The organism is Fundicoccus sp. Sow4_D5, assembly GCF_052116365.1.
GTDB lineage: Bacteria > Bacillota > Bacilli > Lactobacillales > Aerococcaceae > Fundicoccus.
Window position 1 is genome coordinate 137,901 of sequence record NZ_JBQKLF010000001.1, and the last position, 20,193, is coordinate 158,093.

Genomic DNA, 20,193 nt, shown 5'->3' on the forward strand with positions numbered 1-20,193 from the left:
GTGGCATGTACATGCTTCCTTTGTTATTTCAGTTAAAAATGTAACTAGTAGGTCTAACATCGTGATTAAAATGACAAATGATAGCAAGTTGTGCTTTCAAAGGTATCCCCTTTTTCTAAAAGAACTGACCCAAATTGTGGACGATTAATCGCATCCGGAGCTGCTTGAGTTTCAACCGTAAGGCCCGCATAAGGCTCCAAGTCATGCCCCCAAATAGATGTAGGTACTGGCACAGCGCTATGCGTGTAAATCACAACAACCGGTCGATCAGTTGTCACAATGATTGAACGCTCATTATCTGGATGAAGAATTCTTAGAGCATAAAGAGAGTTGCTATCCAATACAAAGGGATGGTCAAAGCCATCAACTATTTTGAATTGTGGATGCTCACTAGTAAATAAATCCCCAAATACGGTGGGGGTTCTCAAATCGAAAGGTGTATTTTCAACACTTTCAATCTCACCCGTTGGAATGGCATCTTCTTTGATAGGTAAAAATTTCGATGCTTTAACTTCCAGAATATGATTTTTAATGGACGCATGCTCGCTACCATTTAGGTTGAAGTAGACATGGTTCGTTGGATTAAAAATTGTCATGTCATCACTCTTTGCAAAGTAGTTAATCGTCCAGTTATTATCGTTATCAAATGTATGAGTCACAAGGTTATGAATCGTTGCAGGGAAGCCACTGGTTCCGTCTTGTTCAGTGTATTTAAATATAACACTGACTTGATTATCGCCCTCGACCACGTCATAAGCCCATTTTTGAATGTCATATCCATCTTGACCACCATGTAAATGATGATCATTATTATTAATATTTAACTCATGGACTTTGTCTTTTAAACGGAATGTACCGTTTTTTATCCGACCAGCAATCCTACCGATTGTAGCGCCATAATAGTAGGTGCGAGCAACAAGTGCATGTTCGGCATTATCGTAACCTAAGATAATGTCATCTAATTGACCAGTATCAGTTGGTACTTGCCAACGATTTATGCGTGCGCCTAAATCCGAAAAACTAACAATAACTCCGTGTTTATTCTCAATAAATATTTCATCAAATGCTTGGTCATTTAATTGACCAAAAGGCTTAATATATACTTTCATAAAATGCTCCTTTTTCATTAAATTTCAATGCTAGAACCTTTTATCGGTTGCTAACAAGACAAGAATATTATACCATATTATGGTAAGGCTTTCATGAATAAGGATTATAAAAAATGTAACAGCAGAGGAGAAATGTACGAATGAATTCAATTGTTGCAATGCTAACAGACAAATATAAAGAAATTTTTTCAACAGATAAAGAGCTAAGAGCATTTTTTTCACCAGGTCGTGTGAATTTAATTGGTGAACATACCGATTATAATGGTGGGCATGTGTTCCCAAGTTCCATTACTCAAGGTACTTATGGGATTGCTAAAAAACGTGAAGATCGTGAGATTCACTGTTATTCAATGAACTTTGAAGAAGGTGGCGTGATTGTTTTTAACTTAGACGACTTGTCATTTGTTGAGTCAGACAGTTGGGCAAATTTTGTAAAAGGCATGTTGAAGTATTTAATTGAGGCAGGCCATTCGATTGATTCAGGCTTTAACGTATTGATTTACGGCAATATTCCGAATGGGGCGGGCTTATCCTCCTCAGCTTCATTGGAGTTATTAATCGGTGTCATCGCAGAAAATTTATTTAATCTAACTCTGGACCGATTAGATTTAATCAAAATAGGACAGAAAACTGAAAATCAGTTTATGGGTGTGAATTCAGGTATCATGGATCAGTTTGCGATTGGTATGGGGAGTAAAGATATGGCGATTTTCTTAAATACCAATACATTGGATTACGAATTAGTACCTGCTGAATTCGGTGATAATGTCATTTTGATTATGAATACGAATAAGCGAAGAGAATTAGCGGATTCTAAATATAATCAAAGACGCAGTGAGTGTGAAGAGGCACTTAGACGCTTGCAGACAGAATTAGCAATCAATAGTCTAGGTGAAATGACTGAAGAGAGCTTTGAGGTTAATCGTTCTTTAATTAATGATGAGGTATTAGAACGCCGGGCTAAGCATGCTGTTTACGAAAATGTCCGAACCTTATTGGCCAAAGACGTGCTAACTAAAGGCAAGCTCAAAGAGTTTGGTGAATTGCTGAATCAATCACATATTAGCTTACGAGATGATTACGAAGTTACTGGGCTTGAACTAGATACATTGGTGGAAGCTGCGTGGCAACAAGCAGGCGTACTTGGTGCGAGAATGACAGGTGCTGGAATGGGTGGTTGTGCGATTGCTCTCGTAAATTCAGAAAAAGTTGAAGAAGTGAAGGCAGCTGTTCAAGCGGCCTATAAGGAAAAAATAGGATATGCTGCGGATTTTTATGTCGCACAAATTGGTGATGGAGCAAAAGAATTAGTTTAGATTTCAAGCCATCATACATTAAAAGAGCCTTGAGGGGTTGACTACAGACATTAGTCAATCTCAAGGCTCTTATTTTATTTTTTAAAGGCCAATACTCTGGCGTTTGTAACTTGGCGAATATCGCCATGTTGGTTCTTCGTGATTGTTTCGTATGAGACAATGCCCTGTTGGGGTTTCGATTTTGAGGGTTTTATATCGGTGATTGTAATGGTAACTGACAAAAGATCACCAGCCCGAGTAGGGCTAGGCCATTTTAGGTCGACGCCTGCACCAATTAAGCCATCCGCTAAGGGGAGGGAAAGGACTGTTAATCTCATACTAACTGCAGCCGTTAACCAACCACTTCCAGCTAGGCCTTGAAAAAACGTTTCTTTTGCTTCTTCTACCTCTAAATGAAAAACTTGTGGGTCATACTGTTTAGCAAATGAAATAATCTCCTCTTCAGTTATTTCATAGTCTTGACTACTTTCAAAAACATCTCCGACGGTTAAATCATCTAAATATAATTTTGCATTCAATTTGTTGACTCCTTTATTCATGATGTTAGCGTTATCTTAATCAATTGCGTTATTCTTCGCAAGCTTTCTGCTTTTTAGGGTCAGTTTTTAATATGGAAGTTACCGGTAACATGGTATAATAAGGCTATGGAGGATTAACTATGGATATAAAATTAATTAGCCAAGAGAGGGCTGAAGATTTAAATATGCCAAATGAAGCTTTTGAGTTGTTTGGTAAGTTGAATGTTCAGCGATTAGATCAACAATGGGACTATTCTATTCATTACTTTGAAGAAAGTAGATGGGATGTTTTTCCTGATGAGTCCTATGATTGGCAGCAAGTAATGGCTCAAGGCTTTGCCTTGGGGGCGTATGTTGATGAGCGATTGCTTGGCTTAGCAATCTTCCAAGATGATTGGAAAAAATTCATGTACTTGCATGATTTAAAAGTGACGCAAGCCTACCGTAATAATGGTGTGGCTGCTGAACTAATTAAAAAAGGTCATGAGTTAGCCTTAGAAAGAGGTTACCGTGGCATCTATACGATAGGCCAAGATAATAATCTTGCGGCTTGTCGCTTTTATTTAAAACAAGGCTTTTTGATTGGTGGCTTTAATGACTGGGATTACCGTTATACTCAACAAGCCAATAAAGCGGATATTTATTTTTATTTGGATCAAGCAGCAACAAAGCCAAAGGAGCGGACAGTATGATCGATCATGAATGGTTTAGTGTCCGTCAATTAGCTGAAAAGACGTATGCAATAAGTGAGTGGGGCCATTGGGAAAAGGTCCATTCATTTTTGTTAATTGGTCAAGATAAAGCGGCCTTAATAGATACCGGCTTAGGCATTGCGACTATCAAAGAAGTGACGGACCAGCTGACTGATTTGCCAATCAGTGTCTTAACAAGTCATGTCCATACGGATCATATTGGTTCCCATGCTGCATTTGACGATATTTATGTTCATGCAGCCGATGAGGCTTGGTTAAAGAATGGTATTCAGGGGCGGACTTTGGAGCAAATTAGGTTCGACTTAACTCGGGATTTAACAAGCGACCTGCCGGCCTATTTTGACCTGGAGGGCTTTGTGCCTTTTATGGGTGAAGCGAGTGGGCTCTTAAGGGATGGTCAGCTGCTTGACTTAGGTCAGAGGTTGGTGGAAATCATTCATACTCCGGGGCATTCGCCGGGACATGTCGCTTTCTTGGATCACCAGACGCAATTTTTATTTACGGGCGATGTTTTGTACACACAAACGCCGGTTTATGCGTTTTATCCCTCAACGAGTCCAGAAGATTTAGTGACTTCTTGGGAGAAATTGAGTCGTTTGCCCAAAATCGCAAAAGTTTTTGGTTCGCATAATCAGCTCGGTATCGAACCGAGTATTCTGGATGAGGCTGGCCGAGCAGCGGCTTTTTTGCGACAACATGAGCTTGTTCATTGGGGCAGTGGCCTACATGAATTCGGGCAATTGAGTGTGAAATTTTAGAACAATTGAAGAATAATTTTATCAAGTAAAGGAGACGCTATGAAAAAAATTGGTATTTTAACGAGTGGTGGCGACGCACCAGGGATGAATGCGGTCATTAATGGAGTAGTTACTGCTGCTAAAGCAATGGATATTGAGGTAGTTGGTTTTATGAATGGCTTTGATGGGCTAATTAATAACGAAACTATGGCTTTACCAATCGCTTTTGTGAAGCAAATCAATGCTTTAGGTGGGACTGTCTTAGGGACTGCTCGCTCTGAGGCTTTCATGGATCCACAGGTACGTGAAAAAACGATTCAACGCTTAAAGGATGATGGCTTTAGTGGCCTGGTAGTCATCGGTGGTGATGGTAGTTATAAGGGGGCTCAAGCGATTATCAAGTTAGGTTTTCCGGTTGTTGCTTTGCCAGGCACGATTGATAATGATATTCCATTGACCGATTCAACGATTGGCTTTAGAACCGCACTCAATAATGTGATGGATTCTGTCGACCGGATTGTCACGTCAGCGGCGAGTCATGGTCATAACTTTGCGATTGAAGTGATGGGACGTCGTGCGGGAGATATCGCCTTGTGGTCTGGTATCGCCTTAGATGCGGATGTGATTATTACTCAAAAAGAAGAATTCAATAGTGAGTACGTGATTGCTGCCCTAGAAGCCTCCAAAGCGTCTGGTAAAAAATATCGTTTGGTGATCATTGCTGAAGGGGCAATGACTGCAGAAGAATTTAAAACGACTATCGAAAGTGAGTCTACATTTAAAATTCATCCGCTCTTACTAGGACATATCCAAAGAGGTGGTATGGCGTCACTAGATGATCGAATTGTTGGTAAAATTTATGGTGAAAAAGCGGTAGATTATTTAGCAAATGGTGGGACTGGCTGTTGTATGGGAATTCGCGAGCAAGAAATTGTCAGCCAAGATATTGATGACGTCTTGTCAGCCACAAAGGAAATGATCTTACCTTTTTCATATACAGCAAACAGCTACCGTTACCATATTTAACTAATGAATAAAGGGGTATAAACCATGCAATTATTTGTTGACGGAGATGCCTCGCCAGTTAAGCAGGATGTGATTGACTTGGCAGAAAAATTTGGGCTCACAGTGCAAATTGTCACCAGTGTCGACCACTATACGACGCGTGAATATCCGGCTTTTGTTAGCATGACTTATGTGGACAAGGGACAGGACATGGCGGATTTCAAAATCGTCTCCATGCTTCACAAAGGAGACATTCTAGTCACGCAAGATTATGGCTTGGCCTCTTTAATCCTGCCGAAGGCACGGGTCTTACATCATACTGGCTGGGAATATACAGCGACGAATATAGATCAACTCTTAGCCAGTCGTTATCACAGCAGTCAATTAAGAAAAGCTGGCCATCGAACCAAAGGACCGCGCCCCTTTTCACAGGAGCAGCGCCAAGCCTTTCGAGAGTTACTCGAACGCATGATTAAAGAAGAGCTAGCCAAACATCAAAAGCAGTGAAGCTGCTAGAATAATCAACCAATACAAAGGGGGAGAAGGCTATCGCAACATTAAAAGATGTCGCTCAAAAAGCGAACGTATCAAAGATGACTGTTTCGAGAGTCATCAATCAGCCCGAATTAGTCACGGAAGAATTAAAAAATCTTGTTTTTCAGGCCATGGAAGAACTCAATTACCGTCCCAATACAGCGGCTAAAGCATTAGCCCGCAATCGAACGATGGTAATTAAGGTCTTAATTTTAGAAAAAATGGACATCACAGAACCTTATTACATGAATCTTTTAAATGGTATTGCTCAGGAGTTAGATAAATATAGTTATGCCTTACAATTGATGACAGAAAATTCGGTCGACTTAGGAAATTGTGATGGCTATATTATTACTGGTACCCGCAAATCTGACTTTGAATGGATTCCTCAACTAAATAAACCAGTCGTTTTGTTTGGTGAAAATGCGAATAACATTCCATTTGTCGACTCGGATAATCAAGCTGGCATTGAGACTGCCACGCAATACGCAATTGATCAAGGCTATGAGCACGTGATTTTTATGGGAATTGATGTACCGGAATTATTTGAAACATCACGTGAGAATGGCTATCTATCAGTGATGGCGCGCTATCCAGAAAAGGAAGTGGCGATTCATCGAATGAAAAATAGTTCATCCTTGGCCGCTCGTCTCACAATGGAAGAGATAAAATTTAAGCCAAACACTTGTTTTATTTGTGCCTCGGACCGAATCGCGATTGGCGTTGAAAGAGGGTTGCAAGAGTTGAATCTGACGATACCAGATGATTATGGCATTATCGGCTTTGACGGCGTTTTTCTGGATCAAATTGCTTCGCCGAAATTGACCACAATGAAACAAGATATCATTGGCATGGGCCGCGCTTGCGTCAAGCAACTGATACATCAAATTGATAAAAAGAAATTAAAAACACCGAATGAAATATTTGACGCCACCCTGATTGTTCGTGGGACAACTAAATAAGAGTTAGCCAGCAATAAGACCTCAGCAAATCGAGGTCTTATTTTATTTTCTCAGCTAGTTTAAAATCCGAAGGCAAAATAGGAATAATAAATTTGTGGTTAAATTAACATATCAATAAGGTGATGCCATTATTAATCAAATAGATATAATAATGTTTTTGGAAGTAATCGTGACTTTCTGAAGACAAGAAGAATGTCGCCAAATTTTTATGTTTGGAAAGATGTTAACGGTAACAAATGAAAACGCTTGAAAATATGAAAGCGGTATAGCATAATGTGATTAGGGAATAAAAGGTTGCGCGAGTAACCAAAAAACAAGGAGGGCCCTAAATGAAATTAAATTGGAAGAAATTAGCTCTAGCATCAGTTTCAGCATTAGCCGCTTTATCAACTGTAGCAGGTACTATTACTCAAGTAAAAGCTCAAGAAGGCGAAACACTAATTGTTTCAGCAGCCGGTGTTTATGACTACGTCAGCGCACATATCGCAGAGTTCGAAGAAGAGTACGGCGTAACTGTCGAAGTGTTAGATGCAGACATGTTTGAAATGTTAGACGGAATTGCTTTAGATGGACCTGCAGGGACAGGTGCGGATGTATATATTTCACCATATGACCGTATCGGATCTCTAGGAATGACAGGACAACTAGCCCCTGTAACATTAATTGATGAAGCTGGATACGACGAAACAGATATCCAACAAGTCTCAGCAAACGGCCAAATATTTGGTGCTCCAAGTGTTATCGAAACATTGGTAATGTTCTATAATACTGAATTACTAGATGCAGCTCCAACAACTTTCGAAGAATTAGAAGCAATTTCTCAAGATGAGGCTTATGCTTTTGAAAATGAAGAAGGTAAAAACGTTGGTTTCTTAGCTAAATGGACTGACTTCTACTTCTCATACGGATTAATCGCTGGTTACGGTGGTTACGTATTCGGATCTGAAGGTACTGACTTTAATGATGTTGGTTTAAACACACCAGAAGCGGTAGCAGGTATTGAATATGCAGTTGACTGGTTCCAAAACGTTTGGCCACAAGGTATGCAAGATGTAACGGCTTCAGGCGACTTCATGAACCAATCATTCTTAAACGGTGATACTGCAGCAATCATTAGTGGGCCTTGGGATGCAGCAGCCTTTGCAGAAGCTGGCTTACCATTCGGCGTCGCTAAAATTCCTACATTACCAAACGGTGAAGAATATACACCATTTGGTGGAGGAAAAGGTTGGGTAATCTCTAACTATTCTGAGAAAAAAGAATTAGCACAACAATTTATTGACTGGGTATCAACAGAAGAACAACAAAATCACTTATACAATGAATTAAATGAAGTTCCAGCTAACCATGCATCACGTGATGCGGCAGTAGCAGCGGGAAATGAATTAACAACTGCGGTTATCGAAGTGTATGCAAACGCAGAACCAATGCCAAATATCCCACAAATGGCAGAAGTTTGGGTTGGCGCTGAGAACTTAATGTTTGATGCTGCTTCAGGTAACAAAACTGCACAAGAATCAGCAGATGCAGCGGTAGAGTTAATCACTCAAACAATTGAACAAAAATACTAAAACGATTAAATAATAGACTGTCTGGTGGGCTAACTAAATGCTCACCAGCTTTTTATTCGAGGTCATACATTAATTTAGAAAGAAATACGCAAGTTTATTTTTTAGTGGCATGCGTATCAAGGAGGTTTTATTGCATGGAACAAACAGCCAAACCAAATCATAGTCCTCATACAGCGAGACTGCTCTCAATTATTCCAGGCTTTGGGCAATTATATAATCGACAACTTATTAAAGGACTACTCTTTCTAGTGGTAGGCGCTTTATTCATTTATGAAATGTACACTTATGGGATTTCAGCTTTTGCTGGCTTGATTAGTTTAGGAAGCGTGGCGGGTGAAGATCATTCACTGTTCTTAATGATTCAAGGGACCATTCAAATTTTGGTGACGATTATTTTCGTCTTCTTCTATGTTTTTAATATATATGATGCGGGAAAAGTTGCTAAAAGTAGAAAACTTGGTTTAAAAGTCAATCAGACAATCAGTGAATTATTAAATAACGTTTACCTAAATGGTTTCCCTTATTTATTAATCGTACCTGCTTACCTATTCATGATTTTTGCCATTGTATTTCCGGTATTAGTTACAATTTTTATGGCTTTTATGGATTATGACTTTATGACGACACCTCCATTTAATTTAATCAGTTGGGTTGGAATGGAAAACTTTGCTGATATTTTCTTCTTAAGTACTTTTAGAGATGCTTTTTTCTCAGTACTTAGTTGGACGATTATTTGGACGGCTTGTGCAACAACGTTACAAATTGTATTAGGTGTACTTACTGCGGTAGTTGCGAATCAAAAATTTATCAAAGGTAAACGTATTTTTGGCGTTATATTCCTATTACCTTGGGCAGTCCCAGCTTTTATCACAATCATGACATTTTCTAACATGTTCAATGATTCAATTGGAGCGATTAATACACAAGTTATTCCGTTCATTAATAATCTACCTTTTGTAAACATTGGCTTAATTGCATGGAAAACTAAACCATTCTGGACAAAGCTTGCGATTATCATGATTCAAGGTTGGCTAGGCTTTCCTTATATCTATGTAATGGTGACGAGTATTTTGCAATCTATTTCAGAGGATTTATATGAAGCGGCGCGTATTGATGGAGCTAATGCCATTCAGCAGTTTAAGAGTATTACATTACCGGTTATCTTGTCCGTTGCAGCGCCAATCTTTGTCACACAATATACTGGGAACTTTAATAACTTCACAATGATCTACCTCTTTAATGATGGAGGACCGGGAAGTGCCGGTGGTGGGGCAGGTCAAACTGATATTCTAATTTCTTGGATTTTTAAGTTAACAACGAGTGGTACTCCACAGTACTCAATGGCTGCTGCTTTAACGCTAATCGTTTCTTTAGTTGTTATCTCAGTCTCATTAATCGTATTCAAACGTACGAATGCGTTCAGTATGGAGGATGTTTAATATGAAAAATCTCAAAACTTCAGCGAAATTTAGTAAGTATTCAGGACGTTTTTTTACTTATTTATTCTTAGTTACTTTATCTGTGATTATCATTTATCCACTAGCAATTACTGTTACATCAGCATTTCAACCGGGTAACACAACGGCCTTTGCTTTAAGATTAGATACTCAGTGGACACTTGAAAACTTTAGACGTCTTTTCGAAGAAACACGCTACTTACAATGGTATAAGAACACATTAATCGTTGCGATTACAACAATGGTAGCTCAGGTGTTTATTGTAACAATTGCTGGTTATGCTTACTCTCGTTACAATTTTATCGGTCGTAAACAGAGCTTACTAGCTTTCTTAGTGATTCAGATGGTGCCAACTATGGCAGCTTTAACAGCTTTCTTCGTTATGGCATTGTTATTAGATGCGATTAATGAGTTTTGGTTCTTATCTTTCCTTTACATTGGTGGGGGAATTCCGATGAATACTTGGTTAATGAAAGGCTACTTTGATACAGTACCTTATGATTTAGATGAGTCGGCTAAGTTAGATGGAGCAGGTCATTTTAGAATCTTCGGTCAAATCGTGTTGCCCTTAGTTCGCCCAATGATTGCTGTGCAAGCATTATGGGCATTTATGGGACCGTTTGGAGATTATATGCTATCAAAATTTATCTTGCGTAATCAAGAGTACTATACGGTAGCGGTTGGTTTACAGACATTCATAAATGATACACGAAATCAAAGAGTCGCCTTATTTGCGGCAGGGGCCATTCTAATTGCCTTGCCAATCTCAATTTTATTCTTCATGCTACAGAAAAACTTTGTTTCTGGTTTAGTTGCAGGTGGTACAAAAGGGTAATGAGTTAAATAGTACAAGGCATCGTGTTTTCTACCAGGAAAGCGATGCCTTTTTGTTTGTAATTTATGTTACACTTTTATTAGTTCAAATGAATGGAGAGTCACATTATGGAAATTTTCCCTTTAAACTATATCAAATATAGTTTTTCACCTATTTTAAGTTTTACCAAACGTCAGTATTTAAAAATTTGGCAGATGATTGTAATCATATTTGTTTTAACTGGTTGTTTATTAATGCCGATGTCCTTTAGTCTAGGGCGTATTAAAGAAGTGAGTTTAAATGACTTTGTGCCACAGGCAATGTCAGTGATTACATCTGATTTTGTAGAAGAAGTACAAAACTTAACACCAACAGCAGGAGGCTTTGAGATTACAACAGATACGATAATCTTAGATGAAAACTCAACTATTCTTGCTTTATATTCTGAAGAAGCAGATGGACTAAAGGCTATCGAGAATAAAACGGGGGTTATTTTGACCTCAACTTCCTTTCTAATAAAAGAAGCTGATCGTCCGTTGATTCAACAAACTTATCTAACAAACTCGACTTTAACTTCAGAGGAGTCAGAAGAAGCTATGATTAGTGAATTATCACGCCAATGGTTTGAAGTCAACCGGATGTCTGTTGTGTTAACCAATTTTATTAATGTTTGGCTATTAATGTTATTAAGTTCTTTATTTGTAATTTTAGGTTCGAGCTTATTCCTATCATTTATGCGCTTAAGCAACCTTTATAGCATACAATCCTACCGTGAAGCCTTACATATCTGTTTACATGCCTTTTTACTTCCAACCTTACTTGCCACATTACTTGGCTTTTTCACTCAGGATCCAATTCTGATGTTGACTTTCCAAGGAATTGGATTTGTTTTAGTTCTATTATGGATGTATTGGAAGACTCATTTCCAAGATAAATATGTTGCTAAGCAACAAGCGGCTGAAGTACCCAAATAATGAAACAGCCAAAGTAGACTAAGCCTAATCGGGTATCACATTTAAGAAGCCAAATGGTGAAACCGCTTGGCTTCTTTTTAATCTAATTGAGTAACTATGTTACAATAGTGAAAATAAACCGCTTGAATGCTAAAGAGACTTACATGGCAATCAGAAAGGGGGAAAACATGAAGAAAATAGGTTTTATTTCCGATTTGCATATCGACTCTAGTCCAAAGTATCAGCCAGAAGATTTCTTGAGCACGCTCGCTCATCTGATCCATGATCGTTATATCGACACTTTAATTATTGGCGGCGATATTTCTAACCATCATAGTACGACCACTCGCTTTGTCGAGAGGCTCCAACAGATTACGGGTGTGCCAATCTATTTCATCCCAGGCAACCATGATTATTGGGAAATGGAAGAGGCCGTGAAACATACTAAGCAAGTACATGAAATATTTAAAAGTCATCCTCAATCTTTAATGAATGCGCCCTTGGTATTAAATGAACAATACGGCATTGTTGGTAGCCCAGGTTGGTATAATCATACTTATCACGACCCAAGGTTTTCAAAAGAAGAATTGGAAATTGGTAAATATCGAATGGCAACTTGGCAAGATAAAGTGCACTCGAAATGGCCTGTGAACGATGGTGAATTATCTAAGTATTTTAGTGATGAAGCTAGAAAACATATTGTTCAAGTAAATCGCCCAAAGATCATCTTAGTCACGCATGTCATTACCATTCCTGAATTTACGATTCCAATGCCGAATAAAATATTTGATTTCTTTAACGCTTATATCGCAACCAATGATTTTGATGATATATATCAGGAGTTTAGTATCGACTATAGCGTAATGGGGCATGTACATTATCGAGGGGAAATTCAACGAGATGGGACGAAATTTATTACCAATTCTTTGGGTTATCAAAAGCAATGGCGGACGAAGGAATTGTATCGAGAATTAACTGATTCTTTATGGGTCTTTAAACCATGAGTTCGAATGAAAAGGGCTTGTTTCGCCAGCAGTTTTAATTTGTGTTGATCCAAAGATCAATGATTCTTGTTGTTTTATTATGGACTCTTGCTCTTAGATACAAGGGGCTGGAAGAAAGAATCGAAAAACTTTTATAATAAGGTTGAGTTATTGAGTTTGAATTGAGATAATGACTTCAATAGTTTCCAATTGCGATTAAAGGAGTATGTTATGCATATTAGTAATGTTATCATCGAATTTGTTAAAAGAGTTATTCAATTTAACGATCAATTTGAAGAGATGGACCATAATTATCTTTGTAATCAAGTATTAGCTTTGCTTGGTGAGGAAGATTTTTCAGCTGTTCCAGAAGAAATAAGTGTTTTAAAGGCAGATACATTAGTATTGTTGGATGCCATGGTAGATCAAGCAGTTGTCAATCAAGTCGTTGAGGATTTTCAATCGACCAGAGAAATTTTAGAAAGTCGCTTAATGGACTTTATGACGCCTGCCCCCTCACAAGTGAATCACAAATTTCATGAATTACGCCAACAGTCGCCTGAAAGGGCAACGGATTATTTTTATGAATTAAGCCGTCGAAATGATTATATTAAAACAAGAGCGATTGCTCAAAATATTGAATTTTCAACGGAGACTCAATATGGACCATTGGAAATTACGATTAATTTATCTAAACCAGAGAAGAATGCTAAGCAAATATTAGCAGAAAGCCAAGCTAAATCAGTCAAATATCCCCAGTGTCAGTTATGTATGGAAAATGAAGGCTATTTAGGGAAAGTCAATTACCCAGCGCGTTCAACTCACCGGGTTATTCGAGTAGATTTAAAAGGTGATGCTTGGGGCTTTCAATATTCGCCGTATGCTTATTTCCCAGAACATGCAATTTTCTTAGCAGAAGAACATCGTCCAATGTCGATTACTAAGCAGACTTTTGCTAATTTATTATATTTAATTGAACAATTTCCACATTATTTTATTGGCTCAAATTCTGATTTGCCTATTTCAGGAGGGTCAATTTTATCGCATGATCATTACCAAGGGGGCCATTATGATTTCCCAATGGCTAAAGCAGCAATCAATTATCATTTCCCTTTAAAGCAATGGCCAAGTATTTCGGCTGGAATTGTTAATTGGCCAATGTCAGTCATTCGTTTACAGAGTAAAGAAATCGAAGACTTAGTCGAAGCAGCTGACTTTATTTATGAAGAGTGGAAAGCCTATTCGAACGACGCCTTGTCAATTCGGTCCTATACAGAAGATGGAGTGCGTCATCATACCTTAACGCCGATTGCACGTCATAATGGGGAAGCTTATGAATTAGATATTGTTTTACGTGATAATAACACATCCGATGAGTTTCCAGATGGGATTTTTCATCCTCATCCTGAAGTTCAACATATTAAGCAAGAGAATATTGGCTTAATTGAAGTGATGGGCTTAGCGATTTTACCACCTCGTTTAAAAACAGAGTTAGCTGAAGTTAAAGCCTTTTTATTAAATAATGACCACCAATTAGAAGAAAAGCATCTTGATTGGGCAGAAATGATTAAAGAAACACATGATATTACTGAAGAAAACGTTGATGACATAATTAAATCAGAAGTCGGACATCGTTTTGCGACAATTTTAGAGCATGCTGGTGTCTTCAAACATGATGAAATTGGAGTGGAAGCCTTTAGAGCTTTTGTTGATGGCTTGACTCTCAAATAAGACGCGCACATAAAATGAAGCGAAAAGAGTTTGCATTAAGTATTGATATTGGTGGAACAAAGATAGCCTTCGCTTTGGTTGAGCGGTAGGGCCACTTAAAACTTTGTATACGAGTCTAAGTAATTCACAAGATGCCCAAGCATTATTCCAAAGCATCTTAAGTAGAATTCAAAAAAATTTAAAAACAAGTAATCGAAAGTTAAGTGAACTTGCAGGGATTTGAATTGCTTTATCAGGGAAAGTAGAACATAAAAATGGTGTGAAAATTTTCCAGTTGCTGAATCTCTAAGAGACACTTTAGAGGTAAAGCTACCCATTGCAATTAATCATGAGGTTAAAGTGGCAGCTTACGCCGAACATCATACAGAAGCAATGGCTGCAGATGAACTATTTATCTGTGTGACAATCTCGACTGGGATTGCCAACACTCATAATATCAATCATCAAATGATTCCTGGCTCAGTCTTTTCATGCGAAATAGTCTTTTTACCGATTTCGTACGGGAAAAGACTGAAACGTTAGAGAATATTGTGGATGGAGCGGCAATCGAAAAAGCTAGACGACTTGTTTATATTGATGATTCGATTAAGACGAGTGAGGTATTTGAAAAACATATTCTTGCTGATAAGAAAGCTATTAAAATTATCGAAAATTGTGCAAAGAGTTTTGCATTAGGTTTATTTGTGGTGATTTGCGTTTTAGAACCTGCTCATATTACGTTGGGCGGTAACGTGGCTTATCATAATCCTCGTTTAGTGGCTGCAATCAAAGATAGCTTACTTACTGGACTCGTTCATAAAGACCCTGATCACATCCTAGAGCGTTTGACGGTATCAACGATTGGTGCGGGTTTACTTAGTGTTAATCACGATATTTAACTGAATCAGTTATAGAGGACCCTTTTATTCCAGTCATATTCAGACGGGAATGAAGGGGGCCTTTTTATGTTCTAATTCATGATTCTGACATATTTTGTTGGCGGTGCTTTTTACGGTTACTCAAGGGTGTTTGTTCATACTGTTTTTGGGATTTTAGAGAAAAATAGGTAGTTTCCACTACTGTAGAAGTGATACAGTGGAAGGAACAGAAGATTACCAGCAGCTAACTTGAATGATAGAAAGCATCAATATGAATCAGCAAGAAAGTAAGAATAGTGTTATAATACTGCCATGCGTTACGAAAGAATAATTTGATAAGGAAGGTTACAGATGCCAAAAAAAGAATTGTTCATTTTTGATATGGATGGCTTAATGTTTGATACAGAACGACTTGTTTATGAGTGCTACTTTGAAACAGCTAAAGTACATGGCTTCGAATTAAAACCCATTGTCTTCTCACACGTCCTAGGCAAAACACAAGCGGACATCGTGAAAACCTTACAGACTATTTATCAAGAAGATGAAGCGGTTGTCAAATGGCGAGAAGATATTACTAATTTAAAATATCAACTCATAGAAGAACGTCGGACCGTTCAAAAGAAACTCGGGCTAGTTGAAATTCTAGAATTTGCGAAAAGTAATCAAAGCCAAATAGCAGTTGCCTCTTCATCTAAGCGACAGGTGGTTGACCTTTATTTAAAATTAGAAGGTGTGAGCGATTACTTTGATATCAAAGTGGCGGGGGATGAAGTCAGTAAAGGCAAACCCAATCCAGAGATATTTTTAACCGCTTGTAAAAAAGCTGGTGTACATCCAGACAACGCTATTGTGATGGAAGACTCACCCGCTGGTGTAAAAGCAGCGAATCGAGCGAACATTACGTCATTCCATGTGAAGGACGACTTATCGGATCTACCATCTTATCCAGGGAAAATAAAGATTGCGACAGATCTATCGACGCTTAAGCTACCGCCTATCCAAGCAGATTATTCAGTGAATAATTTACTTGAAGTGCGTGATTTTATTCAAAAACATGCATTCAACCTCTAAGATAGACTAACGAATGGCATGAAAGAAAGGAATAAAGTTTATTGGAGAAACTAAATGATAAAGAAATTGTTAAAATTGCTTCGATGTATTACGAAGAAGGTCTGACACAAGCAGAAATCGCTCGTCAAAGAGGTGTGTCACGTTCGTTAATTTCCAAAATATTGATGGACGCCAAAAATGAAGGTATCGTTGAAATTATTATTAATAGTGAAAATGCTTATACAGCAAGCATTGAGCGAAAGTTAGAGAAGCAATTTAATTTAAAAAATGCGATTATCATTGATTCATTTAACTTAAGCCACGATGAAATAAAGAAAATGGCAAGTCAACAAGCAGCCTTATATTTGAAAAGTATTGTTGAAGATTACCGCAGTATCGGTATTTCTTGGGGGAATTCATTAAGAGGGCTGGTGGATCACTTTCCATTTATTAATCATCCAGATGTGAGCGTACTGCCTCTCATTGGTGGCTTGAGTGATGATTATTTCGATATTCAGTCGAATCAATTATGTTACGATTTAGCACGAAAAATGCGAGGAAAGGCCAAGTATTTATATGCGCCTGCCTTGGTATCTAATCAAGTATTACACGAGGAACTGAGTAACAACCGTGCAATCCAAAGTGTACTTGAAGAAGGACGTTTTGTGGAATTAGCTTTGGTCGGAATCTCGAGTTTAGACCAAGAAACTAATATGAGACGGATTGGCTATTTAAGTGTCGAAGATGTCAGCGAATTAGCGGAGAAGGAAGTCGTTGGTGTGATAAATTCCCGTTTCTTTGATAAAACGGGAACTGAAGTGAAGGCTGATATTAATCAAAACGTATTGGGCGTAAGTCTAACGGACCTAGCGGATATCCCATTAGTGATGACCGTAGTTTATGGTGATCGTAAAGCTGAAGCAGTCAAAACTGCTTTGGATAATCGACTGATTAATGTTCTTGTGACAACCGATACCCTAGCTGAAAAAATAGTCGATCAAACAATTGAAGAAGAGAATGAAGCGAATATAAAATAAAGGAGATAACAATGGCGAAAGTAGAAAGTTTTTCATTAGATCATAATGTTGTTCAAGCACCTTATGTAAGGTTAGCGGGACAAGAAATACACTCAACAGGTGCAAGTCTTCAAAAATACGATTTGCGCTTTTTACAACCAAATCAAGAAGCGTTAACGACTTCTGCGATGCACACATTAGAGCATTTTTTAGCCATTCATATGCGAGATGAGTTGCCAGGATTAATTGATATCTCACCAATGGGCTGTCGAACAGGTTTTTACCTCGTTATTTGGGACAATCATACAACAGAAGAGATAGCCAAGGCATTAAAGAACGTACTAAAGGTTGTGCTAGACGCTACTGCAATTGAAGCAACAACTGCCAAAGAATGTGGAAACTATAAGGACCATTCTTTATTTAGTGCGCAAGAATATGCTAAACAAGTATTAGAACAGGGGATTAGTATTGATCCATTTGTACGAAAAACGATTTAGCTTTAACAACAAAAAAATCGCTAGTTAGACTTCTTAGAGAAGCCAACTAGCGATTTTTTGTTATGAAATTAGTTGTTGTGTGGTGTTAAATGCCAAATTTCATTGTTGTATTCTCTAATTGTTCTGTCAGAAGAGAAGAAGCCAGCTTTTGCAATGTTAACAATCGCTTTTTCAGTCCATGCAGTATGGTCTTCGTAATCTTTCAACATTTTTTCTTTTACTTCAATATATTCTTCTAAGTCAAGTAAGGCCATGAACCAGTCTTTTGATTTAATATCATTGTATAGACGGTTTAAGCGTGTACTGTCGCCTAAAGCTAACAATTCGTCACTTACAATGAAGTCAACAATCGGTTTGATCGTCTCACGCTCGTAAAACTCATGTGAGCGGTAACCGTTAGTGTTGTATAAATCAATAACATACTGACTTGATTTACCGAAAGTGTAAATGTTATCGTCGCCTACTAAACCGTGAATCTCAACGTTTGCTCCATCCATAGTACCAAGAGTTAACGCACCGTTTAACATGAACTTCATGTTACCAGTACCACTTGCTTCTTTAGAGGCTAATGAGATTTGTTCTGAAATATCAGCAGCAGGAATCAAGTACTGAGCATGTGCTACGTTGTAGTTCTCAACCATCACTAATTGTAAATGCGGACTTACTTCTGGATCGTTAGCGATTAATTCAGATAAAGTAAGGATTAAATGAATTATGTCACGCGCGATTGTATAAGCATTAGCTGCTTTACCACCGAATAATACAGTGATTGGTGTAGTTGGAATATTACCAGCTTTGATGTCGAAATATTTATGGATAACGTACATCGCATTCATTTGTTGACGCTTGTATTCATGTAGACGTTTGATTTGAACGTCGATAATTGAATGTTCGTTAATATCAACACCCATTGTATCTTGTAAACGTTTCTTCAAGCGTAACTTGTTGTTGAATTTAATTGCACGTAATTTTTCGATTACTTCAACATCTTCCTTGAAATCAAGTAAAGTTTCTAAGTTTTCAGTTTGTCGCCAGTCTTCACCGATTAATTGATCTAAGTAATCAGCTAATCCTTTGTTAGCATCCATAATCCAACGACGGAATGTGATACCGTTTGTTTTGTTTGAGAATTTTTCTGGGTAAATTGCAAAGAAATCTTTTAATGTTTCAGCTTTTAGAATATCACTATGTAAAGCAGCAACACCGTTTACACTATAACCAAAGTGAATTGCGATGTTTGCCATGTGTACATTACCATGGACGTCAATGATTTCAACTGCTGTGTTGCCAGGGAACTCATTTTTCTTAAGTTTGTCAAGTTGACGAATAATCGCAACGATTTCTGGCATGACTTCTTCAAGTTCATTGATTGGCCATTTTTCTAATGCTTCAGCTAGAATAGTGTGGTTCGTGAAAGCTGTCATAGATTGAACAATTTGCACTGCTTCGTGGAATTCAATACCGCGAGCCGTTAATAAACGAATCATTTCTGGAATTACGAAAGCAGGGTGAGTATCGTTAATTTGAATAACAGCAAAATCTGCTAAGTCATGTAAGTTGCTTCCTTTTTCAATGGCTTCATCGATAATTAATTGTGCACCATTTGAAACCATGAAATATTGTTGGTAAATACGTAATAATTCACCTTCACGGTCAGAATCATCTGGATATAAGAATAAAGTTAAGTTTTCTAAGATCTTTGTCTTATCAAAATGAATTGTACCATCTTCGATAATGTCAGCATTAACACTGTCGATATCAAATAATCTTAGACGGTTACGTTTTTCTTGGTTGTAGCCTAAAACGTCAATGTCATAAAGAGTTGATTTTAAAGTGAATTTTTTGAAAGGTACTTCATAAGTACGTTCGCTTTTGATTAACCAGTCATCACCAGTGATCCAAGGGTCTTTAATCGCATGTTGTTGATTGTCTTTAAAAACTTGCTTAAACAAACCAAAGTGATAGTTTAAGCCAACACCGTCACCGTTTAAACCTAAAGTAGTGATTGAGTCTACGAAACAAGCTGCTAAACGGCCTAAACCACCATTACCTAATGAAGGTTCAAACTCTGCTTGTTCAATATCCATGATGTTTTTCCCGTTAGCAATCAACTCGTTATTTACTTCATCGTAAATTCCTAAATTTAATAAGTTGTTTGATAATAACTTTCCAATCAAAAATTCTGCAGAAAAATAGTATAATTTCTTTTTATCTTCATGTGTAGGTAGATCTTGTGAGGAATCACGAATTAAATCTAATAGTACTTTGTACAATTCTTGAGAAGTACACTCTCTAATAGGCTTATTAAATAAATCTAAGGTATATTGTTCTAATTTAGTCATTGTTTTCTCCTTTTTTGCTCCTAGTAAC

General features: G+C 37.8%; 20 protein-coding genes. 17 read left to right on the forward strand and 3 right to left on the reverse strand.

Annotated features, from left to right (window positions below):
- Positions 1 to 65: 65 nt before the first annotated feature.
- Complete coding sequence (locus ACTQ45_RS00590) at positions 66 to 1,109, reverse strand: aldose epimerase family protein (protein WP_441762651.1); 1,044 nt, start codon at positions 1,107 to 1,109, stop codon at positions 66 to 68.
- 140 nt (positions 1,110 to 1,249) lie between these two features.
- Between ACTQ45_RS00590 and ACTQ45_RS00595 the strand changes: the two genes are divergently transcribed.
- Positions 1,250 to 2,425 carry a galactokinase gene (locus ACTQ45_RS00595; protein WP_441762652.1) on the forward strand — a complete coding sequence of 392 codons (1,176 nt, stop codon included), beginning with the start codon at positions 1,250 to 1,252 and terminating at the stop codon, positions 2,423 to 2,425.
- A gap of 74 nt (positions 2,426 to 2,499) precedes the next feature.
- Here ACTQ45_RS00595 and ACTQ45_RS00600 read toward each other — a convergent pair whose 3' ends face one another.
- On the reverse strand, positions 2,500 to 2,943 hold the full coding sequence (locus ACTQ45_RS00600) for a MaoC family dehydratase (RefSeq protein WP_441762653.1): 444 nt from the start codon (positions 2,941 to 2,943) through the stop codon (positions 2,500 to 2,502).
- A 140-nt stretch (positions 2,944 to 3,083) separates the two neighbouring features.
- On the opposite strand from ACTQ45_RS00600, the gene ACTQ45_RS00605 reads away from it, so the two are divergent.
- The 16 genes from ACTQ45_RS00605 (at position 3,084) to ACTQ45_RS00680 (ending at position 17,823) form a co-directional block, all read left to right on the forward strand.
- Complete coding sequence (locus tag ACTQ45_RS00605) at positions 3,084 to 3,635, forward strand: GNAT family N-acetyltransferase (RefSeq protein ID WP_441750045.1); 552 nt, start codon at positions 3,084 to 3,086, stop codon at positions 3,633 to 3,635.
- Positions 3,632 to 4,414, forward strand: coding sequence for an MBL fold metallo-hydrolase (locus ACTQ45_RS00610; protein ID WP_441762654.1), 783 nt, complete (start codon positions 3,632 to 3,634; stop codon positions 4,412 to 4,414). The genes ACTQ45_RS00605 and ACTQ45_RS00610 overlap by 4 nt, the downstream gene beginning before the upstream one ends.
- Before the next feature lie 39 nt (positions 4,415 to 4,453).
- Positions 4,454 to 5,419 carry an ATP-dependent 6-phosphofructokinase gene (locus ACTQ45_RS00615; protein ID WP_441762655.1) on the forward strand — a complete coding sequence of 322 codons (966 nt, stop codon included), beginning with the start codon at positions 4,454 to 4,456 and terminating at the stop codon, positions 5,417 to 5,419.
- Positions 5,420 to 5,443: 24 nt separating this feature from the next.
- Positions 5,444 to 5,905, forward strand: a complete 462-nt coding sequence (locus ACTQ45_RS00620; RefSeq protein WP_441762656.1) for a YaiI/YqxD family protein — start codon at positions 5,444 to 5,446, stop codon at positions 5,903 to 5,905.
- A 41-nt stretch (positions 5,906 to 5,946) separates the two neighbouring features.
- Positions 5,947 to 6,894, forward strand: a complete 948-nt coding sequence (locus ACTQ45_RS00625; protein WP_441763012.1) for a LacI family DNA-binding transcriptional regulator — start codon at positions 5,947 to 5,949, stop codon at positions 6,892 to 6,894.
- Between the two features lie 329 nt (positions 6,895 to 7,223).
- The gene (locus ACTQ45_RS00630; protein WP_441750049.1) at positions 7,224 to 8,465 is read left to right on the forward strand and encodes an extracellular solute-binding protein; all 1,242 of its coding nucleotides are present in this window, start codon (positions 7,224 to 7,226) and stop codon (positions 8,463 to 8,465) included.
- Positions 8,466 to 8,599: 134 nt separating this feature from the next.
- Positions 8,600 to 9,904 carry an ABC transporter permease subunit gene (locus ACTQ45_RS00635; protein ID WP_441762657.1) on the forward strand — a complete coding sequence of 435 codons (1,305 nt, stop codon included), beginning with the start codon at positions 8,600 to 8,602 and terminating at the stop codon, positions 9,902 to 9,904.
- Position 9,905: 1 nt separating this feature from the next.
- A complete protein-coding gene (locus tag ACTQ45_RS00640) occupies positions 9,906 to 10,757 on the forward strand; it encodes a sugar ABC transporter permease (protein WP_441762658.1) in 852 nt (283 codons plus the stop codon).
- Positions 10,758 to 10,864: 107 nt separating this feature from the next.
- Positions 10,865 to 11,710: a DUF1189 family protein gene (locus tag ACTQ45_RS00645; protein WP_441762659.1), complete on the forward strand. Its 846-nt coding sequence runs from the start codon at positions 10,865 to 10,867 to the stop codon at positions 11,708 to 11,710.
- Between the two features lie 167 nt (positions 11,711 to 11,877).
- Positions 11,878 to 12,693 (forward strand): metallophosphoesterase, encoded by an 816-nt coding sequence (locus ACTQ45_RS00650; RefSeq protein ID WP_441750053.1) that lies wholly within the window; start codon positions 11,878 to 11,880, stop codon positions 12,691 to 12,693.
- Between the two features lie 210 nt (positions 12,694 to 12,903).
- Complete coding sequence (galT, locus tag ACTQ45_RS00655) at positions 12,904 to 14,403, forward strand: UDP-glucose--hexose-1-phosphate uridylyltransferase (RefSeq protein ID WP_441762660.1); 1,500 nt, start codon at positions 12,904 to 12,906, stop codon at positions 14,401 to 14,403.
- 315 nt (positions 14,404 to 14,718) lie between these two features.
- Positions 14,719 to 14,925: an ROK family protein gene (locus tag ACTQ45_RS00660; protein ID WP_441763013.1), complete on the forward strand. Its 207-nt coding sequence runs from the start codon at positions 14,719 to 14,721 to the stop codon at positions 14,923 to 14,925.
- Positions 14,874 to 15,281, forward strand: coding sequence for an ROK family protein (locus tag ACTQ45_RS00665; RefSeq protein ID WP_441762661.1), 408 nt, complete (start codon positions 14,874 to 14,876; stop codon positions 15,279 to 15,281). Before ACTQ45_RS00660 ends, ACTQ45_RS00665 begins: the two co-directional genes overlap by 52 nt.
- A gap of 330 nt (positions 15,282 to 15,611) precedes the next feature.
- Positions 15,612 to 16,331, forward strand: coding sequence for an HAD family hydrolase (locus tag ACTQ45_RS00670; RefSeq protein WP_441750056.1), 720 nt, complete (start codon positions 15,612 to 15,614; stop codon positions 16,329 to 16,331).
- A 41-nt stretch (positions 16,332 to 16,372) separates the two neighbouring features.
- A complete protein-coding gene (locus ACTQ45_RS00675) occupies positions 16,373 to 17,347 on the forward strand; it encodes a sugar-binding transcriptional regulator (protein ID WP_441750057.1) in 975 nt (324 codons plus the stop codon).
- Between the two features lie 11 nt (positions 17,348 to 17,358).
- Positions 17,359 to 17,823, forward strand: a complete 465-nt coding sequence (locus ACTQ45_RS00680) for an S-ribosylhomocysteine lyase (RefSeq protein WP_441750058.1) — start codon at positions 17,359 to 17,361, stop codon at positions 17,821 to 17,823.
- 68 nt (positions 17,824 to 17,891) lie between these two features.
- On the opposite strand, the gene ACTQ45_RS00685 is transcribed toward ACTQ45_RS00680, so the two are convergent.
- Positions 17,892 to 20,165: a glycogen/starch/alpha-glucan phosphorylase gene (locus ACTQ45_RS00685; RefSeq protein ID WP_441762662.1), complete on the reverse strand. Its 2,274-nt coding sequence runs from the start codon at positions 20,163 to 20,165 to the stop codon at positions 17,892 to 17,894.
- Positions 20,166 to 20,193 lie beyond the last annotated feature (28 nt).

What these genes read in the sequence shown, in the direction of transcription:
- ACTQ45_RS00615 (WP_441762655.1), top strand. Translation starts at nt 4,454, where the DNA reads ATGAAAAAAATTGGTATTTTAACGAGTGGTGGCGACGCACCAGGGATG.
- ACTQ45_RS00650 (WP_441750053.1), top strand. Translation starts at nt 11,878, where the DNA reads ATGAAGAAAATAGGTTTTATTTCCGATTTGCATATCGACTCTAGTCCA.
- ACTQ45_RS00595 (WP_441762652.1), top strand. Translation starts at nt 1,250, where the DNA reads ATGAATTCAATTGTTGCAATGCTAACAGACAAATATAAAGAAATTTTT.
- galT (WP_441762660.1), top strand. Translation starts at nt 12,904, where the DNA reads ATGCATATTAGTAATGTTATCATCGAATTTGTTAAAAGAGTTATTCAA.
- ACTQ45_RS00645 (WP_441762659.1), top strand. Translation starts at nt 10,865, where the DNA reads ATGGAAATTTTCCCTTTAAACTATATCAAATATAGTTTTTCACCTATT.
- ACTQ45_RS00670 (WP_441750056.1), top strand. Translation starts at nt 15,612, where the DNA reads ATGCCAAAAAAAGAATTGTTCATTTTTGATATGGATGGCTTAATGTTT.
- ACTQ45_RS00620 (WP_441762656.1), top strand. Translation starts at nt 5,444, where the DNA reads ATGCAATTATTTGTTGACGGAGATGCCTCGCCAGTTAAGCAGGATGTG.
- ACTQ45_RS00590 (WP_441762651.1), bottom strand. Translation starts at nt 1,109, where the DNA reads ATGAAAGTATATATTAAGCCTTTTGGTCAATTAAATGACCAAGCATTT.
- ACTQ45_RS00640 (WP_441762658.1), top strand. Translation starts at nt 9,906, where the DNA reads ATGAAAAATCTCAAAACTTCAGCGAAATTTAGTAAGTATTCAGGACGT.
- ACTQ45_RS00605 (WP_441750045.1), top strand. Translation starts at nt 3,084, where the DNA reads ATGGATATAAAATTAATTAGCCAAGAGAGGGCTGAAGATTTAAATATG.
- ACTQ45_RS00665 (WP_441762661.1), top strand. Translation starts at nt 14,874, where the DNA reads ATGCGAAATAGTCTTTTTACCGATTTCGTACGGGAAAAGACTGAAACG.
- ACTQ45_RS00685 (WP_441762662.1), bottom strand. Translation starts at nt 20,165, where the DNA reads ATGACTAAATTAGAACAATATACCTTAGATTTATTTAATAAGCCTATT.
- ACTQ45_RS00610 (WP_441762654.1), top strand. Translation starts at nt 3,632, where the DNA reads ATGATCGATCATGAATGGTTTAGTGTCCGTCAATTAGCTGAAAAGACG.
- ACTQ45_RS00630 (WP_441750049.1), top strand. Translation starts at nt 7,224, where the DNA reads ATGAAATTAAATTGGAAGAAATTAGCTCTAGCATCAGTTTCAGCATTA.
- ACTQ45_RS00680 (WP_441750058.1), top strand. Translation starts at nt 17,359, where the DNA reads ATGGCGAAAGTAGAAAGTTTTTCATTAGATCATAATGTTGTTCAAGCA.
- ACTQ45_RS00635 (WP_441762657.1), top strand. Translation starts at nt 8,600, where the DNA reads ATGGAACAAACAGCCAAACCAAATCATAGTCCTCATACAGCGAGACTG.